28 protein-coding genes are annotated in these 16,302 nt (G+C 43.4%); 27 read left to right on the top strand and 1 reads right to left on the bottom strand.

Annotated elements, in window-relative coordinates; genetic code table 11:
* Positions 1-2: 2 nt before the first annotated feature.
* From rapZ to ETP43_RS12340, 3 genes are read left to right on the top strand one after another with little or no spacing between them, the layout of a single operon-like run.
* Positions 3-896 carry an RNase adapter RapZ gene (rapZ, locus tag ETP43_RS12350; protein WP_022399995.1) on the top strand — a complete coding sequence of 298 codons (894 nt, stop codon included), beginning with the start codon at positions 3-5 and terminating at the stop codon, positions 894-896.
* Between the two features lie 6 nt (positions 897-902).
* Complete coding sequence (whiA, locus tag ETP43_RS12345; protein ID WP_129258353.1) at positions 903-1,868, top strand: DNA-binding protein WhiA; 966 nt, start codon at positions 903-905, stop codon at positions 1,866-1,868.
* Positions 1,861-2,115, top strand: a complete 255-nt coding sequence (locus ETP43_RS12340; protein WP_022172064.1) for an HPr family phosphocarrier protein — start codon at positions 1,861-1,863, stop codon at positions 2,113-2,115. The genes whiA and ETP43_RS12340 overlap by 8 nt, the downstream gene beginning before the upstream one ends.
* An 88-nt stretch (positions 2,116-2,203) precedes the next feature.
* Here ETP43_RS12340 and ETP43_RS12335 read toward each other — a convergent pair whose 3' ends face one another.
* Positions 2,204-2,959 (bottom strand): GNAT family N-acetyltransferase, encoded by a 756-nt coding sequence (locus tag ETP43_RS12335; RefSeq protein ID WP_022399993.1) that lies wholly within the window; start codon positions 2,957-2,959, stop codon positions 2,204-2,206.
* Positions 2,960-3,189: 230 nt separating this feature from the next.
* On the opposite strand from ETP43_RS12335, the gene ETP43_RS12330 reads away from it, so the two are divergent.
* The 24 genes from ETP43_RS12330 to ETP43_RS12215 all read left to right on the top strand — a co-directional run bounded on the left by ETP43_RS12330 (position 3,190) and on the right by ETP43_RS12215 (position 16,302).
* Complete coding sequence (locus ETP43_RS12330) at positions 3,190-4,386, top strand: hypothetical protein (RefSeq protein ID WP_129258351.1); 1,197 nt, start codon at positions 3,190-3,192, stop codon at positions 4,384-4,386.
* Between the two features lie 303 nt (positions 4,387-4,689).
* On the top strand, positions 4,690-5,007 hold the full coding sequence (gene rpsJ / locus ETP43_RS12325) for a 30S ribosomal protein S10 (RefSeq protein ID WP_022172067.1): 318 nt from the start codon (positions 4,690-4,692) through the stop codon (positions 5,005-5,007).
* Positions 5,008-5,166: 159 nt separating this feature from the next.
* Positions 5,167-5,802, top strand: coding sequence for a 50S ribosomal protein L3 (rplC, locus tag ETP43_RS12320; RefSeq protein ID WP_022172068.1), 636 nt, complete (start codon positions 5,167-5,169; stop codon positions 5,800-5,802).
* 65 nt (positions 5,803-5,867) lie between these two features.
* On the top strand, positions 5,868-6,482 hold the full coding sequence (gene rplD, locus ETP43_RS12315) for a 50S ribosomal protein L4 (protein WP_022399991.1): 615 nt from the start codon (positions 5,868-5,870) through the stop codon (positions 6,480-6,482).
* Positions 6,482-6,781 carry a 50S ribosomal protein L23 gene (gene rplW, locus ETP43_RS12310; RefSeq protein ID WP_022399990.1) on the top strand — a complete coding sequence of 100 codons (300 nt, stop codon included), beginning with the start codon at positions 6,482-6,484 and terminating at the stop codon, positions 6,779-6,781. The genes rplD and rplW overlap by 1 nt, the downstream gene beginning before the upstream one ends.
* An 83-nt stretch (positions 6,782-6,864) precedes the next feature.
* The gene (gene rplB / locus ETP43_RS12305; RefSeq protein ID WP_022399989.1) at positions 6,865-7,710 is read left to right on the top strand and encodes a 50S ribosomal protein L2; all 846 of its coding nucleotides are present in this window, start codon (positions 6,865-6,867) and stop codon (positions 7,708-7,710) included.
* 13 nt (positions 7,711-7,723) lie between these two features.
* Positions 7,724-8,008: a 30S ribosomal protein S19 gene (gene rpsS / locus ETP43_RS12300; RefSeq protein WP_022010392.1), complete on the top strand. Its 285-nt coding sequence runs from the start codon at positions 7,724-7,726 to the stop codon at positions 8,006-8,008.
* Positions 8,009-8,045: 37 nt separating this feature from the next.
* Positions 8,046-8,432, top strand: coding sequence for a 50S ribosomal protein L22 (rplV, locus tag ETP43_RS12295; RefSeq protein WP_022172072.1), 387 nt, complete (start codon positions 8,046-8,048; stop codon positions 8,430-8,432).
* Positions 8,433-8,446: 14 nt separating this feature from the next.
* Positions 8,447-9,103, top strand: coding sequence for a 30S ribosomal protein S3 (rpsC, locus tag ETP43_RS12290; protein WP_022399988.1), 657 nt, complete (start codon positions 8,447-8,449; stop codon positions 9,101-9,103).
* Between the two features lie 2 nt (positions 9,104-9,105).
* Positions 9,106-9,543: a 50S ribosomal protein L16 gene (gene rplP, locus ETP43_RS12285; RefSeq protein ID WP_022172074.1), complete on the top strand. Its 438-nt coding sequence runs from the start codon at positions 9,106-9,108 to the stop codon at positions 9,541-9,543.
* Positions 9,533-9,739 (top strand): 50S ribosomal protein L29, encoded by a 207-nt coding sequence (rpmC, locus tag ETP43_RS12280; RefSeq protein WP_022172075.1) that lies wholly within the window; start codon positions 9,533-9,535, stop codon positions 9,737-9,739. Before rplP ends, rpmC begins: the two co-directional genes overlap by 11 nt.
* A 22-nt stretch (positions 9,740-9,761) precedes the next feature.
* Positions 9,762-10,016: a 30S ribosomal protein S17 gene (gene rpsQ, locus ETP43_RS12275; RefSeq protein WP_022172076.1), complete on the top strand. Its 255-nt coding sequence runs from the start codon at positions 9,762-9,764 to the stop codon at positions 10,014-10,016.
* Between the two features lie 36 nt (positions 10,017-10,052).
* Entirely contained in the window at positions 10,053-10,421 is a 369-nt protein-coding gene (gene rplN / locus ETP43_RS12270; protein WP_022008346.1) for a 50S ribosomal protein L14, read from the top strand.
* Positions 10,422-10,433: 12 nt separating this feature from the next.
* Positions 10,434-10,739 carry a 50S ribosomal protein L24 gene (gene rplX / locus ETP43_RS12265; protein ID WP_022399987.1) on the top strand — a complete coding sequence of 102 codons (306 nt, stop codon included), beginning with the start codon at positions 10,434-10,436 and terminating at the stop codon, positions 10,737-10,739.
* 22 nt (positions 10,740-10,761) lie between these two features.
* Entirely contained in the window at positions 10,762-11,301 is a 540-nt protein-coding gene (gene rplE, locus ETP43_RS12260; RefSeq protein ID WP_022172078.1) for a 50S ribosomal protein L5, read from the top strand.
* Positions 11,302-11,319: 18 nt separating this feature from the next.
* Positions 11,320-11,505: a type Z 30S ribosomal protein S14 gene (locus tag ETP43_RS12255; RefSeq protein ID WP_022008349.1), complete on the top strand. Its 186-nt coding sequence runs from the start codon at positions 11,320-11,322 to the stop codon at positions 11,503-11,505.
* A 134-nt stretch (positions 11,506-11,639) separates the two neighbouring features.
* Entirely contained in the window at positions 11,640-12,041 is a 402-nt protein-coding gene (gene rpsH / locus ETP43_RS12250) for a 30S ribosomal protein S8 (RefSeq protein ID WP_129258349.1), read from the top strand.
* Positions 12,042-12,138: 97 nt separating this feature from the next.
* Positions 12,139-12,678 carry a 50S ribosomal protein L6 gene (rplF, locus tag ETP43_RS12245; protein WP_022399985.1) on the top strand — a complete coding sequence of 180 codons (540 nt, stop codon included), beginning with the start codon at positions 12,139-12,141 and terminating at the stop codon, positions 12,676-12,678.
* A gap of 17 nt (positions 12,679-12,695) precedes the next feature.
* A complete protein-coding gene (rplR, locus tag ETP43_RS12240; RefSeq protein WP_022399984.1) occupies positions 12,696-13,064 on the top strand; it encodes a 50S ribosomal protein L18 in 369 nt (122 codons plus the stop codon).
* 20 nt (positions 13,065-13,084) lie between these two features.
* Complete coding sequence (gene rpsE / locus ETP43_RS12235; RefSeq protein WP_022399983.1) at positions 13,085-13,594, top strand: 30S ribosomal protein S5; 510 nt, start codon at positions 13,085-13,087, stop codon at positions 13,592-13,594.
* Between the two features lie 13 nt (positions 13,595-13,607).
* Entirely contained in the window at positions 13,608-13,781 is a 174-nt protein-coding gene (gene rpmD, locus ETP43_RS12230; protein WP_022399982.1) for a 50S ribosomal protein L30, read from the top strand.
* 23 nt (positions 13,782-13,804) lie between these two features.
* Positions 13,805-14,239: a 50S ribosomal protein L15 gene (gene rplO / locus ETP43_RS12225; RefSeq protein WP_022172084.1), complete on the top strand. Its 435-nt coding sequence runs from the start codon at positions 13,805-13,807 to the stop codon at positions 14,237-14,239.
* Between the two features lie 13 nt (positions 14,240-14,252).
* Positions 14,253-15,569, top strand: coding sequence for a preprotein translocase subunit SecY (gene secY, locus ETP43_RS12220; protein WP_022399981.1), 1,317 nt, complete (start codon positions 14,253-14,255; stop codon positions 15,567-15,569).
* 88 nt (positions 15,570-15,657) lie between these two features.
* Positions 15,658-16,302, top strand: a complete 645-nt coding sequence (locus tag ETP43_RS12215) for an adenylate kinase (protein ID WP_129258347.1) — start codon at positions 15,658-15,660, stop codon at positions 16,300-16,302.

Below are 16,302 nucleotides of genomic sequence, written 5' to 3'. Positions count from 1 at the left end.
GTATGAGATTTGTAATTGTTACGGGAATGTCCGGTGCGGGAAAAAGTACCGCACTGAAAATACTGGAAGACGCAGGATATTTCTGCGTGGATAACCTTCCGATTCCGCTTCTGGAAAAATTTGCCCAGTTTATCGTGGAGGGCAATTCCGGAAGCATCCAGAAGGTAGCACTCGGCGTGGATGTGCGAAGCGGCGGTGACATGGAAGGGGTGGAGAAAGCCCTCGAGGAGATCCGCCTGACAGGACTCGAGTATGAGATCCTGTATCTGGATGCGGAAGATGAAGTGCTGGTAAAGCGTTACAAAGAGACCAGAAGAACCCATCCGCTGGCGGGAAGCGGCAGGGTGGAAAACGGTATCCGCGAGGAGCGCAGACGGTTAAAATATCTGAAAGAGCATGCGGACTACATTCTGGACAGCAGCCAGCTTCTGACGAGGGAACTGAAAGCGGAACTGGACAAGATCTTTGTGAAAAATATGGGATTTAAAAATCTGATGATCACCGTCCTCTCTTTCGGCTTCAAATACGGAATTCCGTCAGACTCGGATCTGGTTTTCGATGTGAGATTTTTGCCGAACCCCTATTATATCGATGAGCTGCGTCCGTTAAGCGGAAATGATAAACCGGTCAGCGATTATGTGATGAACTGCGAGGCATCCAGGATCTTTCTGGATAAACTGGCGGATATGGTTTCGTTCCTAATCCCGAACTATATTCAGGAAGGAAAAAATCAGCTGGTCGTAAGCATCGGATGTACCGGTGGAAAACACCGTTCCGTGACACTGGCAAATGCGTTGTATCAGCGTCTGGAACAGTCCGAAGAATACGGAGTACGGATCGAGCACAGAGACATCGGCAAAGATGCCATCCGGAAGAAAATGAACGAAGTGAGGTAAGAGAGCATGTCCTTTTCCAGCAAGGTGAAAGAGGAATTGTCCAGACAGATATCTACAGCGCGCCACTGCCAGATCGCGGAGATCGCGGCCATCTTAAGCGTCTGTGGACAGGTCAGTATCTCAGCCAACGATCACTTTCGTGTGATCGTACATACAGAAAATGTGTCTGTAGCAAGAAAATACTTTACATTAATAGAAAAAACATTTAATATAGAAGCTGTAATTCACGTTCGGAAGAATGTCTACCTGAAAAAATCCAATGTTTATCGGGTAGAAGTATCTTCCCATGAGGATACGGTTCGAATCCTTCAGGCTACCAAGTTCATGTCGCCGGAGCAGGAGATCGCCGATGACCTTTCCGTTATGAGTCGTCTGGTGATCCAGAAAGAGTGCTGTAAGCGGGCATTCCTGCGTGGGACATTTCTGGCAGCGGGTTCTATCAGCGATCCGGAAAAAGGCTATCATCTGGAAATTGTCTGTTCCACACAGGAGCGTGCAGAACAGATACAGTCCATCATGAGAGAATTTGAACTGGATGCGAGAATCGTTGCGAGAAAGAAAAGTCAGGTGGTCTACCTGAAAGAGGGATCCCAGATTGTGGAATTTCTGGGCCTGGTGGAAGCAGGGATCTCACTGATGGATCTGGAAAATATCCGGATTCGGAAGGAAATCAGCAATAATATTAACCGTAAAGTGAACTGCGAGACTGCCAATATCGGCAAGACGGTTTCGGCAGCAGTAAAACAGATAGAAGATATCAGGTATATTGAAACACATGTGGGCTTCTCACAACTCACGGAGGAGTTGGAGGAGACCGCAGTTTGTCGTCTGCGTTATCCGGAGGCTACTCTGAAAGAACTGGGGGAGATGATGAGTCCGCCGGTGGGGAAATCAGGAGTGAATCACAGACTTCGGAAACTGGGAAGAATCGCTGACGAGCTGCGGGAAAATAAGGAGGATTACAATGATTAAGAAACCAATTACAATTCAGATTTCCAATGGATTGGAAGCAAGACCGGTAGCAATGCTTGTGCAGGTTGCCAGCCAGTATGAAAGCAGAATTCAGGTGGAAAGCGGAGATAAACATGTCAATGCCAAAAGTATCATGGGTATGATGACTCTGGGGCTGAATGTAGGCGAGAGCGTTACCATCTGTGCAGAAGGTACAGACGAAGAAGCTGCGATCGAAGGAATTGAAAAATATCTGACAAGTAAGTAATAGATAGGTAATTGAAAAACGAACAGTTACAAAAGACAAGGGCGTCCGGAAAGGATGCCCTTGTCTTTTGGTGCAATGAATGCGATATTTAGAATAATTCTTTTACCCGGAACCAGTAACTGTAAAAATCTTCAAATCCCAGGGAAAGATAAAGCCGCTTGGCAGGTGTGTTTCCTTCCACGACCTGCAGGTAGGCACCCGTCATTCCCAGCTCTTTTCCACGGTTTAACAGCGCCGTACAGACGGAACGGGCATATTTTCGACCACGGTAATGCGGATGCACATGGATCGCATAGATCCCCATATAGGAACGATCCAGAATCCCGAGTCCGATGGCGACAATCTGCCCGTCTTCGTTGGTGATGGAAGCGGCAAGGGTGTCTTTCGGGATCGCATGATACATGGATGGCACGATCTGGCGGTGGATGGCACTGGTCGTACTCTTTAAGGCAAACAGCGACTGGATCCACCGGTCATTGATCGTCCGCTCGATCCGGACATCCACCGGCGGTGTGGTGATCTGCCAGGGCGTAAGATCCAGTGTCATAACTTCCGTGACATGCTGCACCACATACCGGCGGTCAATCAGCCGTTTTTCAAAATCATCGGAAAGCAACGGCGTGATCTTAAAAATAGAAGGCGTTCCCCAGCGGTGGTAAGCGTCTTCACAAAAATCAATTTTTTCCTCGATCGGTATCGAGGATGGTCCGATCTGTTCCACACAGTTGGTTCTGTGTGTGTAAAAATAAGAAAAACGCAGAAGCCATCCGTCATAGAGCTGAATCTGATGAGAGGGCCACGCGTTCAAAGAAAGATCTTCGATCGTCTTGATGGTGGGTTTCATAAGTAAATACCTCCGTATAGCTTCATTATAATAAAGAAGAAAAACGCAGGCAACCAGAAAATAAGAAAAAACTTACATTTTTTAAAACGGCTTGCAGAAGGGGTCAAAAAAGGATATAATAAGGGGCATGATATGGATACTGCCCTAACAGGCGGTATTTGCAGAAAGGTATCTGGAGAGATGCCGGGAGCAGATTCAACAGATAGGAAAACATATGAGGAGAGTAGATCATGTCGAAAGTTTTAAAAACGATTGTTAATGTGATCCTGTTTTGCGCCATTGTGGTTGCAGCGGGGCTTCTGATTCCGCCGTTCGCAGGTGTGACAACAGTGATGGTGGATGATGTCGATATGCAGACCAACCTGTCACAGGGATCCGTGGCTTATGCAGTGGAGAAAGACAGCAGTGAATTGAAACAGGGAGATAAAGTTCTGGTAAGCCAGGATGGCGGACAATATGTATATGTGGTGGACAGCATCGATGGCAGCAGTGTGGTACTGGATGACCAGCTGAGCACAGACGGGGGAACCACACAGCAGGAACTGGGAAGTACCGTGCAGAAAGTCATGCTCGTGGTACCGGTGATCGGTTATGTATCTATGGCACTCCGGAACACCGAGGGCCTGATCATCGTAGGACTTGTCGTTGTATTTGTCATCATTCTGTTTATTCTCGCAGAAGTCTGGAAGAAAGACGATGATGAGGACGAAGAGGAAGACGAGGATGACGAAGAAGACGAATCGGAAGAAGAGCAGGAAGAAGAACCTGCAGTGATGTCCAGACGGGAACGGAAAAAAGCCAGAAAAGCAGAAAAGAAAAAACAGAAACAGGAAGAGAAAGCTGCGGTAGCCGAGGCGAAGGCAAGAGCAAAACAAGAAAGACAGGAAGCAAAACTTGCAAAGAAAAATAAAAACGCTGATGTGGAAGATACCGAAGAGACACCGGAAGAGATTCCGGCAGAAGCAGCTGATCTGACACAGGAGATTGTTCTTCCGGAGGACCTGACACAGGAAGCGCAGGATATGGGAAGTACACAGGAAGTTGTATTACCGGCAGAGGAACATCAGCCGGAAGAAGAAAGTACAGAGAATGAAGATCCGAACAAATCCCTGTTAGAGGAAACCGCAAGTCTGTTTGCGGCAGATATCGCAAGCATGATGAGCGAGAACCAGACGGAAGAGACGGAACCGGAAGCAGCAGAGCAGGAAGAAGAAACCGAAGAACCGGAGAAAGTGGATCAGACACAGCCGGTAGTGCTCGAAGAAGCATCCGAGGAGGAACAGGAGCCGGAAGAGAAGAAACTGGCGATGCCGGTATACACGAAAGAAGAGCTGCTTGCGAAAGCAGAAGCAGACGGGGATCAGCCGGAAGTCATCGAAGATGAAGTCAGCGGAGTTACTCTGGTAGATTACTCGGATGTCCTGTAAAAAAAGAAAAATAAAATTTTTTGAAAAAATTTGAAAAAACCCCTTGCAATTGCGAGGGGTTTCGTTTATAATAACCCATGTTGTGACATTGATAGCGATGAAGCGTGAGGTTGCTGCAGAGATTGCAGGTTTTCCGTGGAGCGAATGTCAAGTTAAGAAACTGGCGACAAGTCACTGTATACATGTTGAATACGTCCACCAGAAGTGTGGAAAACCGCGTGGAAGTCCTGAGGACACACACGGGAAAGTGTACAGTCACCGCTTGTCGTACTCGTAAAGTGCGAAAAGGAGGCGACTTTTTTTATGGCAAGTCAAGTAATGAGAATTATTCTGAAAGCTTACGATCATCAGCTGGTTGATGCATCTGCAAGCAAAATCATCGAAACTGTAAAAAAGAACGGATCAGTAGTGAGTGGACCGGTACCACTTCCGACTAAGAAAGAGGTAGTAACAATCTTACGTGCGGTACACAAATACAAAGATTCCAGAGAACAGTTTGAGCAGAGAACTCATAAAAGACTGATCGATATCATCGGACCGACACAGAAAACTGTGGATGCTCTGGCAAGACTGGAGATGCCGGCTGGTGTTAGCATCGATATCAAGATGAAAAACAAATAATTTCATCGAAAGAATTATCCGGAAAAGTTAGATATAGAAGCAACACATTCTTAGGAATCAACATCCCTTATGGGTCATAGTGTTCCACTTATATCGGCTGTTTCTAGGATGAACACCCGGGTTGGTGTTCCGCTGTAGTTTAAACAGGAGGTAAAAAGAATGAAGAAAGCAATCTTAGCTACAAAAGTTGGAATGACTCAGATTTTCAACGAAGATGGAGTTTTAACTCCAGTGACTGTATTGCAGGCAGGACCTTGCGTAGTAACTCAGGTTAAAACTGTTGAGAATGATGGTTACAGTGCAGTACAGGTTGGTTTTGTTGACAAGAGAGAAAAACTGGTGAACAAACCAATGAAAGGACAGTTTGACAAAGCAGGCGTTTCTTACAAGAGATTCGTTCGCGAATTCCGTTTAGAAGATGCTGAAAGCTATGAAGTGGCTCAGGAAATCAAAGCTGACATCTTTGCAGCAGGAGAAAAAGTAGATGCTACTGCAATCTCCAAAGGTAAAGGATTCCAGGGCGCAATCAAGAGACACGGTCAGTCCAGAGGACCTATGGCTCATGGTTCCAAATACCATCGTCATGCTGGTTCCAACGGTGCTTGTTCCGATCCGAGCCGTGTATTCAAAGGTAAAAAGATGGCTGGACACATGGGTAACAAAAAAGTTACAGTACAGAATCTGGAAATCGTAAGAGTAGATGCTGAAAACAATCTGCTTCTGGTAAAAGGTGCTGTACCAGGTCCTAAAAAATCTTTAGTAACAATCAAAGCAACCGTTAAAAGTGCTAAATAATTTTAACGGATGATCGGTGGACCCGATGCCGCGAGGCATGATTCTTGAAAAGGAGGAACACACAGATGTCAAACGTATCTGTTTATAATATGGAAGGCAATGAAGTTGGCACACTGGAACTGAACGACGCTGTGTTCGGTGTAGAAGTAAATGAACATCTTGTTCATATGGCAGTTGTGCGCCAGCTGGCAAATAAACGTCAGGGAACTCAGAAAGCAAAAACCCGCTCTGAAGTAAGCGGAGGCGGAAGAAAACCTTGGAGACAGAAAGGAACTGGTCATGCAAGACAGGGTTCAACAAGAGCTCCACAGTGGACAGGCGGCGGAGTTGTATTCGCACCGGTACCAAGAGATTACTCTTTCAAGATGAACAAGAAAGAAAGAAGAATCGCTCTGAAATCTGCTCTGACAACAAGAGTACAGGAAAACAAACTGGTAGTCCTGGACGAACTGAAATTAGACGCTATTAAAACAAAGGATATGCAGAATGTACTGAACAACCTGAAAGTTGAAAAAGCTATGGTTGTTACCGATAACGAAAACGTAATCGTATCTGCAAGAAACATTCCGAACGTGATCACAGCATCTGTTGGAACAATGAATGTATTCGATATCCTGAAATACAACACAGTTGTTCTGGATAAAGCAGCTGTTGCAAAAGTTGAGGAGGTATATGCATAATGGCTAACATTCAATATTATGATGTAATCCTTAAACCGGTTGTAACTGAAAAAAGTATGAACGCTATGAGCGAGAAAAAATACACTTTCCTGGTTCATCCGGAAGCAAACAAATCTATGATCAAAGAAGCTGTTGAAAAAATGTTCGAAGGAACAGAAGTTAAAACTGTAAACACCATGAACCTTGATGGTAAGAAAAAACGTCGTGGTTACACAGTTGGAAAAACAGCTAAAACTAAAAAAGCAATCGTTACTCTGACAGAGAACAGCAAAGACATCGAGATCTTCGAAGGTCTGTAAGATTGCAAAGCGGACAAAGTCAATAAGACTTGAGCGAACATCCGATCGCTCTTACTATCGCTGAATGAAAGGAGATAAATACAATGGGAATTAAAAAGTTTAGCCCATATACACCGTCCAGAAGAAATATGACAAGCCTGGATTTTGCTGAAATCACAAAATCCACACCGGAGAAATCTCTGGTAGTATCTCTGAAAAAGAATTCCGGACGTAACAATCAGGGTAAAATTACAGTTAGACATCGCGGAGGCGGAAGCAGAAGAAAATACAGAATCATCGACTTCAAGAGAAGAAAAGATGATATCCCTGCAACTGTAGTTGCTATCGAATACGATCCGAACAGAACAGCAAATATCGCACTGATCTGCTACGCAGACGGTGAAAAAGCATACATCCTGGCACCAGAAGGACTGAAAGTCGGCGCTAAAGTTATGAACGGAACTAACGCAGAAGTTAGACCTGGTAACTGCATGCCGCTGTCAGAGATCCCGGTTGGTACTATGGTACACAATGTAGAACTTCATCCTGGAAAGGGCGGACAGCTGGTTCGTTCTGCTGGTAATGGAGCTCAGCTGATGGCAAAAGAAGGAAAATACGCAACCTTAAGACTGCCTTCAGGCGAAATGAGAATGGTTCCGATCAACTGCCGTGCATCTATCGGTGTTGTAGGAAACGGAGAGCACAACCTGGTAAACATCGGTAAAGCCGGAAGAAAACGTCACATGGGTATCCGCCCGACTGTACGTGGTTCCGTTATGAACCCGAATGACCATCCGCATGGTGGTGGTGAAGGAAAGACCGGTATCGGCCGTCCTGGTCCATGTACTCCATGGGGTAAACCTGCTCTGGGCCTGAAGACCAGAAAGAAAAACAAACAGTCCAATAAGTATATCGTAAGAAGAAGAGACGGTAAAACATTAGCGAAATAAGGAGGTTACGTAAATGGCTCGTTCATTGAAAAAAGGACCTTTTGCAGATCAGAGCTTACTTAAAAAAGTTGATGCTATGAATGCAGCAGGAGATAAATCAGTTATTAAAACCTGGTCACGTCGTTCCACAATCTTCCCATCTTTCGTAGGACACACAATCGCTGTCCATGATGGAAGAAAACATGTGCCAGTATATGTTACAGAAGATATGGTTGGACATAAACTGGGTGAGTTCGTTGCTACAAGAACTTACAGAGGACATGGAAAAGACGAGAAAAAATCAGGTGTTCGTAAATAAAGCGGTATAGCCCAATCTTGAAAGGAGGATTTTAGTCATGGCAAAAGGACATAGAAGCCAGATTAAAAGAGCAAGAAATGCTAATAAAGATACCAGACCATCTGCTAAGTTATCCTACGCAAGAATGTCCGTACAGAAAGCTTGTTATGTACTGGATGTAATTCGTGGAAAAGATGTGCAGACAGCACTGGGAATTCTGACATACAACCCACGTTACGCTTCAAGCGTAATCAAAAAATTACTGGAGTCTGCAATCGCAAATGCTGAGAACAACAACGGCATGAGCCTTGAAAATCTGTACGTTGCAGAGTGCTACGCAAACAAAGCACCTACAATGAAGAGAATCAGACCGAGAGCACAGGGTAGAGCATACAGAATTGAGAAAAGAACAAGTCATATCTCTATCGTGTTAGATGAAAGATAATAAGGAGGGTAATCATGGGACAGAAAGTTAACCCACACGGCCTTAGAGTCGGTGTTATCAAAGACTGGGATTCCAAATGGTATGCAGAAAAAGACTTTGCTGACAACCTGGTGGAAGACTATAACATCAGAACATTCCTGAAAAAGAAACTGTACAGTGCAGGTGTTGCTAAAATCGAAATCGAAAGAGCTTCCGAGCGTGTAAAAGTTATCATTTATACAGCTAAACCGGGCGTTGTAATCGGTAAAGGTGGTTCTGAAATCGAGAAAGTGAAAAAAGAACTGCAGAAATATACAACAAAGAAACTGATCGTTGACATCAAAGAAGTTAAGAGACCAGACAGAGATGCTCAGCTGGTAGCAGAAAACATCGCACTGCAGCTGGAAAACCGTATTTCCTTCCGTCGTGCTATGAAATCTACAATGCAGAGAACAATGAAAGCCGGAGCAAAAGGAATCAAAACATCCGTATCCGGACGTCTTGGTGGAGCAGATATGGCTCGTACAGAGTTCTACAGCGAAGGTACTATTCCGCTTCAGACACTGAGAGCAGATATTGACTATGGCTTCGCAGAAGCTGATACAACCTACGGAAAAGTTGGTGTAAAAGCTTGGGTTTATAATGGCGAAGTTCTTCCAACCAAAGGAACTAAGGAAGGGAGCGATAAATAATTATGTTAATGCCTAAGAGAGTTAAACGTCGTAAACAATTCCGCGGATCCATGAGAGGAAAAGCATTAAGAGGAAATAAAATCAACTACGGTGAGTTCGGTCTTGTAGCAATGGATCCATGCTGGATCAAGTCTAACCAGATCGAGGCAGCCCGTGTTGCCATGACTCGTTATATCAAACGTGGTGGTAAAGTTTGGATCAAAATTTTCCCAGACAAACCAGTAACAGCAAAACCAGCAGAAACACGTATGGGTTCCGGTAAAGGTGCTCTGGAATACTGGGTAGCAGTTGTTAAGCCAGGCCGTGTAATGTTCGAGATCGCAGGTGTACCTGAAGAAACAGCTCGTGAAGCATTACGTCTTGCAATGCATAAGTTACCATGTAAATGTAAAATCGTTTCTCGTGCAGACTTAGAAGGCGGTGATAACAGTGAAAATTAAAAATTATGTAGAAGATTTAAAAGCGAAATCAGCTACAGAATTACAGGAAGAATTAGTAGCTGCTAAGAAGGAACTCTTTAACCTGAGATTCCAGAATGCAACCAATCAGCTGGACAATACAAGCAGAATCAAAGAGGTTCGTAGAAATATTGCCAGAATTCAGACCGTAATCGCTGAAAAGGCGAACGTACAGTAATCTAAGAAGGAGGCACTAAATCGTGGAAAGAAATCTTAGAAAAACACGTATTGGTAAAGTAGTAAGCAACAAGATGGACAAAACAATCGTAGTTGCTATCGAAGACCATGTAAAACATCCTCTTTACAAAAAAATCGTAAAGAGAACATATAAACTGAAAGCACATGATGAACAGAATCAGTGCAGCATCGGTGATACCGTGAAAGTTATGGAAACCAGACCGCTGTCCAAAGACAAAAGATGGAGACTGGTTGAAATCGTTGAGAAAGTAAAATAATCGTTATCAGTTAATTCGTATAGGAGGAATACCAGCATGATTCAGCAGGAAAGTAGACTTAGAGTTGCTGATAACACAGGTGCAAAAGAGATTCTGTGTATCCGTGTTATGGGCGGTTCTACTAGAAGATATGCCAATATCGGTGATGTTATCGTTGCTTCCGTCAAAGATGCAACACCAGGCGGCGTTGTTAAAAAAGGCGATGTAGTTAAGGCTGTTGTTGTACGTACTGTAAAAGGTGTTCGTCGTAAAGATGGTTCTTACATCAAATTTGATGAGAATGCAGCAGTCATCATCAAAGATGACAAAACACCAAGGGGAACTCGTATCTTTGGACCAGTAGCAAGAGAGCTTCGTGAGAAACAGTTTATGAAAATTGTATCCCTGGCTCCAGAAGTATTATAAGGAGGTAACCTGATGGCAAGTTTAAAAATTAAAAAAGGTGACACCGTTAAGGTAATCGCCGGTAAAGATAAAGACAAAGAAGGAAAAGTTCTGTCTGTAAAAGACGGTAAAGTCATCGTTGAAGGTGTCAACATGATCACAAAACATGCAAAACCTTCTATGGCTAACCAGCAGGGTGGAATCATCAACAAAGAAGCTCCGATCGACGCATCCAACGTAATGCTGATCCACAACGGAAAAGCAGTTCGTGTAGGCTTCAAAGTTGAAGATGGCAAAAAAGTTCGTGTTGCAAAAGGCAGCAACGAAGTAATCGACTAATTGAGAGAGGAGGCAATTGAAAGTGAGCAGACTGAAAGATACTTACAAAAATGAGATCGTAGATGCTATGACCAAGAAATTTGGTTATAAAAATATCATGGAAGTGCCAAAACTCGATAAGATCGTAATCAACATGGGTGTTGGCGAAGCCAAAGAAAATGCTAAAATCCTGGAAGCAGCTGTAAAAGATCTGGAAACAATCTCCGGACAGAAAGCAGTTCTGACAAGAGCAAAAAATTCCGTAGCTAACTTCAAAATCCGTGAAGGTATGCCAATCGGTTGTAAAGTAACCCTGAGAGGGGAAAAAATGTATGAGTTCGCTGATCGTCTGATCAACCTGGCTCTGCCTCGTGTACGTGACTTCCGTGGAGTTAATCCAAACGCATTTGACGGAAGAGGAAACTATGCACTGGGTATTAAAGAACAGTTGATTTTCCCAGAAATCGAGTATGATAAAGTTGATAAAGTAAGAGGTATGGACATCATCTTCGTTACAACAGCTAAGACTGATGAAGAAGCTCGTGAATTATTGACATTATTCAACATGCCGTTTTCAAAGTAAGAATAGGAGGGAAAATTCATGGCTAAGACAGCAATGAAAATCAAACAGCAGCGTAAACAGAAATTCTCTACAAGAGAATACAATCGTTGCAGAATCTGTGGTCGTCCACATGCTTACTTAAGAAAATACGGAATCTGCAGAATTTGCTTCCGTGAATTAGCATACAAAGGACAGATCCCGGGTGTTAAGAAAGCAAGCTGGTAAGAGTTGAAAACGGATCGAAAGATCCGAAGAAAGCCCGCATCACTTGGCAAAGCCGCAAGGCTGCGCTAAAGTGAGAGGGTATACACATACAAAACAAGAACATGAAAAGTCTAAATAATTAGGAGGAAACTATCATGACAATGAGCGATCCGATTGCAGATATGCTTACAAGAATCCGTAACGCAAACACAGCAAAACATGACACTGTAGACGTTCCGGCATCCAAAATCAAAGTTGCTATCGCAGACATTCTGGTTAAAGAAGGTTATGTAGCAAAATATGACATCGTAGAAGATGGAAACTTCAAAAACATCCGTATCACTCTGAAATACGGTGCTGACAAAAACGAAAAGATCATCACTGGTCTGAAAAGAATTTCCAAACCAGGTCTTCGTATTTACGCTGGTAAAGACGAACTGCCAAGAGTACTGGGCGGACTGGGAATCGCAATTCTGTCTACAAACCAGGGTGTTATTACTGATAAAGAAGCTAGAAAGCTGCAGGTTGGTGGCGAAGTTCTGGCATTCGTTTGGTAAGATTTGATCACTTCGCGCAAGCAAGAGATATAGAAACTGAAAACAGAGGGGACTAAGCGTCCTCTCCGAAAATCTAAGTTAATAGGAGGAAAATGGTATGTCACGTATTGGAAGACTGCCTGTAGTTGTTCCGGCTGGAGTAACAGTTGAAGTTAAAGAGAACAATTACGTTGTTGTAAAAGGTTCTAAAGGAACTCTGGAAAGAAATCTGCCTGTAGAAATGGACATCAAAGTAGAAGATGGCCAGGTAGTAGTAACAAGACCAAACGACTTAAAGAAAATGAAAGCTCTGCACGGTCTGACCAGAACACTGATCCACAACATGGTTGTTGGTGTCAGCGAAGGATATCAGAAAGTTCTGGAAGTAAACGGTGTAGGTTACAGAGCTCAGAAACAGGGTAAGAAATTAGTTCTTTCCTTAGGATATTCTCACCCAGTTGAAATGGAAGATCCGGAAGGATTGGAAACAACTGTAGATGGCAACAAGATCACCGTAAAAGGTATCAGCAAAGAAAAAGTTGGCCAGTACGCAGCTGAAATCAGAGAAAAGAGAAGACCGGAACCTTACAAAGGTAAAGGTATCAAGTATGCTGATGAAGTTATCAGACGTAAAGTTGGTAAAACTGGTAAGAAATAAATAAGGAGAGTGCAAAAATGATTAATAAAGTATCAAGAGCGAGTGTTCGTACTAAAAAGCATAGAAGAATGCGTCATCATATCGTTGGTACAGCTCAGAGACCTCGTCTGGCTGTATTCAGAAGTAACAACCATATGTATGCACAGATCATTGATGATACCGTTGGAAAAACATTAGTATCCGCTTCTACTCTTCAGAAAGACGTAAAAGCAGAACTGGAACAGACCAACACAGTAGCAGCAGCAGCTTACCTGGGAACTGTTATCGGTAAGAAAGCAGTTGAAGCAGGAATCGAAGAAGTTGTATTCGACAGAGGCGGTTTCGTATACCATGGTAAAATTAAAGCATTAGCAGATGCAGCTAGAGAAGCTGGCCTGAAATTCTAGGAAAGAGAGGAGCGAAATACATGAGACATACAATCATTGATGCTAGTCAGTTAGAATTAGAAGAAAAAGTAGTCTCAATCAAACGTGTAACAAAAGTTGTTAAAGGTGGACGTACCATGCGTTTTACAGCTTTAGTAGTTGTTGGAGACGGCAACGGACATGTTGGTGCAGGACTTGGAAAAGCAGCTGAAATTCCGGAAGCTATCCGCAAAGGAAAAGAAGATGCTATCAAAAAATTAGTAACCGTAGCAAGAGATGAAAACAACAGTATCACACATGACTACATTGGTAAATTCGGCAGCGCTGAACTTCTGATGAAGAGAGCTCCGGAAGGTACTGGTGTAATCGCTGGTGGTCCGGCTCGTGCGGTTATCGAGTTAGCAGGTATCAAAAACATCCGTACAAAATGTATGGGTTCCAGAAATAAACAGAACGTCGTACTTGCTACCATCGCAGGTTTAAGTCAGTTAAAGACTCCGGAAGAAGTAGCTAGACTTCGCGGTAAATCCGTAGAAGAGATCTTTGCTTAAGGAGGACTGGAAAATGTTAAAAATTACTTTAGTAAAATCTACAATCGGTGCAGTTCCAAAACACAAAAAAACAATCGAAGCTCTGGGACTGACCAAAATGCATAAAACTGTTGAACTGCCGGACAACGCAGCAACAAGAGGTATGATCAAACAGGTTCAGCATTTAGTAAAAGTTGAAGAAGCGTAATTAGAATAGAAGGAGGTGCCACAATGGATTTATCTAATTTAAGACCTGCAGAAGGTTCCAGACAGAGTGATGACTTCCGTAGAGGCCGTGGACACGGTTCAGGAAATGGTAAAACAGCTGGTAAAGGACATAAAGGACAGAAAGCTCGTTCCGGAGCTCCAAGACCAGGTTTCGAAGGTGGTCAGATGCCTTTATACAGAAGACTTCCTAAGAGAGGTTTCAAGAACAGAAATACCAAAGAAATCGTTGGTATCAATGTAGAAGCTCTGAACAGATTTGAAGATGGAGCAGAAGTTACTATCGCAGCCCTGGTTGAGAGCGGACTGGTTTCCAATCCGAAGGATGGCGTTAAGATCCTGGGTAACGGAGAACTGACAAAAAAACTGACTGTAAAAGTTACTGCAGTAAGCGAAGGCGCAAAAGCAAAAATTGAAGCAGCAGGTGGAACAGTAGCATAAGAGGTGAGCTTATATGTTAAAGACTCTTCAGAATGCATTTAAAGTGAAAGACGTCAGACATAGAATCTTTTATGTGTTAATGATGCTGGTAGTCATCCGAATTGGCTCCCAGCTCCCTGTTCCGGGAGTCGACGGAAGTTATTTCAAAACCTGGTTTGAGAGTCAGACAGGCGATGCATTTAACTTCCTCGACGCATTTACAGGCGGTTCATTTTCACAGATGTCTATCTTTGCACTTAGCATTACACCTTACATCACATCATCCATTATCATCCAGCTTCTCACAATTGCAATTCCAAAATTGGAAGAAATGCAGAGAGACGGAGAAGATGGAAGAAAGAAACTTGGCGCAATTACCCGTTATGTAACCATCGGATTATCTCTGTTTGAATCTATTGCCATGGCAATCGGATTTGGTAACAGGGGATTGATTCCGGATAACAATTTTGTTAAAATAGTTGTAGTAGTTGTTGCATTAACAGCAGGTTCTGCTTTCTTAATGTGGGTTGGTGAACAGATTAACGAAAAAGGTGTTGGAAATGGTATTTCCATCGTACTTTTGATCAACATCGTATCACGTATCCCAAGTGATATGACGACACTGTACGAAAGCTTCATGAAAGGAAAAATTATCGCAAAAGCACTCCTCTCCGGCGTTATTATCGCTGCGATCATTATAGGTGTGGTTATTCTGGTAATTATCCTGAACGGAGCTGAGAGAAGAATTCCTGTTCAGTATTCCAAAAAGATGCAGGGCAGAAAAATGATGGGCGGACAGTCCAGCCATATTCCTTTAAAAGTAAATACGGCCGGCGTAATCCCGGTAATCTTTGCATCCTCTATTATGTCTTTTCCGAGTGTGATTGCTTCTTTCCTGGGCAAAACCGGTGGAACAGGTATCGGTGGAAAGATTCTGGCAGGTATGAACAGTAATAACTGGTTTGACCTGGATCATCCATGGTATTCGATTGGCCTGGTGGCTTATATCATCATGGTAATCTTTTTCGCTTACTTCTATACTTCAATTACTTTCAACCCGTTGGAAGTAGCTGATAACATGAAAAAGCAGGGTGGTTTCATCCCGGGCATCCGTCCTGGAAAACCAACCGTAGATTATCTGACAAAGATGTTAAACTATATCATCTTTATTGGTGCAGCAGGGCTTACTATTGTAGCGGTTATCCCGTTCTTCTTTAATGGTGTATTCGGTGCGAATGTGTCCTTCGGCGGAACTTCTATCATCATTATCGTAGGAGTTGTCCTGGAGACACTGAAACAGATTGAATCCATGATGCTGGTAAGAAACTACAAAGGTTTTTTAGATAACTAAAAGGTTGTGGCGTTTTACGCCACAGCCTTAAAGTGCTATTATAGTAATTATTTTAATTACTGAACAAAAAAGAAGGAGAGGGTACAAAATGAAATTAATTATGTTGGGTGCACCTGGTGCAGGTAAAGGCACACAGGCGAAAAAAATCGCGGAGAAATATCAGATTCCGCACATCTCCACAGGAGATATCTTCCGGGCAAATATCAAAAACGGTACAGAGCTTGGAAACAAAGCAAAAAGCTATATGGATCAGGGACATCTGGTTCCTGACGAGTTGACCTGTGATCTGGTCGTTGACCGAATTAATCAGGCAGACTGTAAAAACGGTTATGTATTGGATGGTTTTCCAAGAACCATTCCACAGGCGGAAGCTTTAAAAGCTGCGCTTGATAAAATGGGTGAAACTATTGATTATGCAATTGACGTGGAAGTTCCGGATGAGAACATCGTAAACCGTATGGGCGGACGCCGTGCGTGCCCGGGATGCGGATGCACCTACCACATCAAACACAATCCTCCGAAAGTGGAAGATATCTGTGATGTATGCGGCGCAAAACTGGTGCTGCGTGACGATGACAAACCGGAAACCGTTACCAAACGTCTGAGTGTGTATCATGAACAAACCAAGCCTTTGATCGACTTCTACAAAAAAGAAGGCGTATTGAGAGAAGTCGACGGAACACAGGATCTGAATGATGTGTTCCAGGCTATCACTGAAATCTTAGGAGCGTAA

The organism is Blautia faecicola (assembly GCF_004123145.1).
Lineage (GTDB): Bacteria > Bacillota > Clostridia > Lachnospirales > Lachnospiraceae > Oliverpabstia > Oliverpabstia faecicola.
This window is presented reverse-complemented; position numbering and strand designations above follow the sequence as displayed.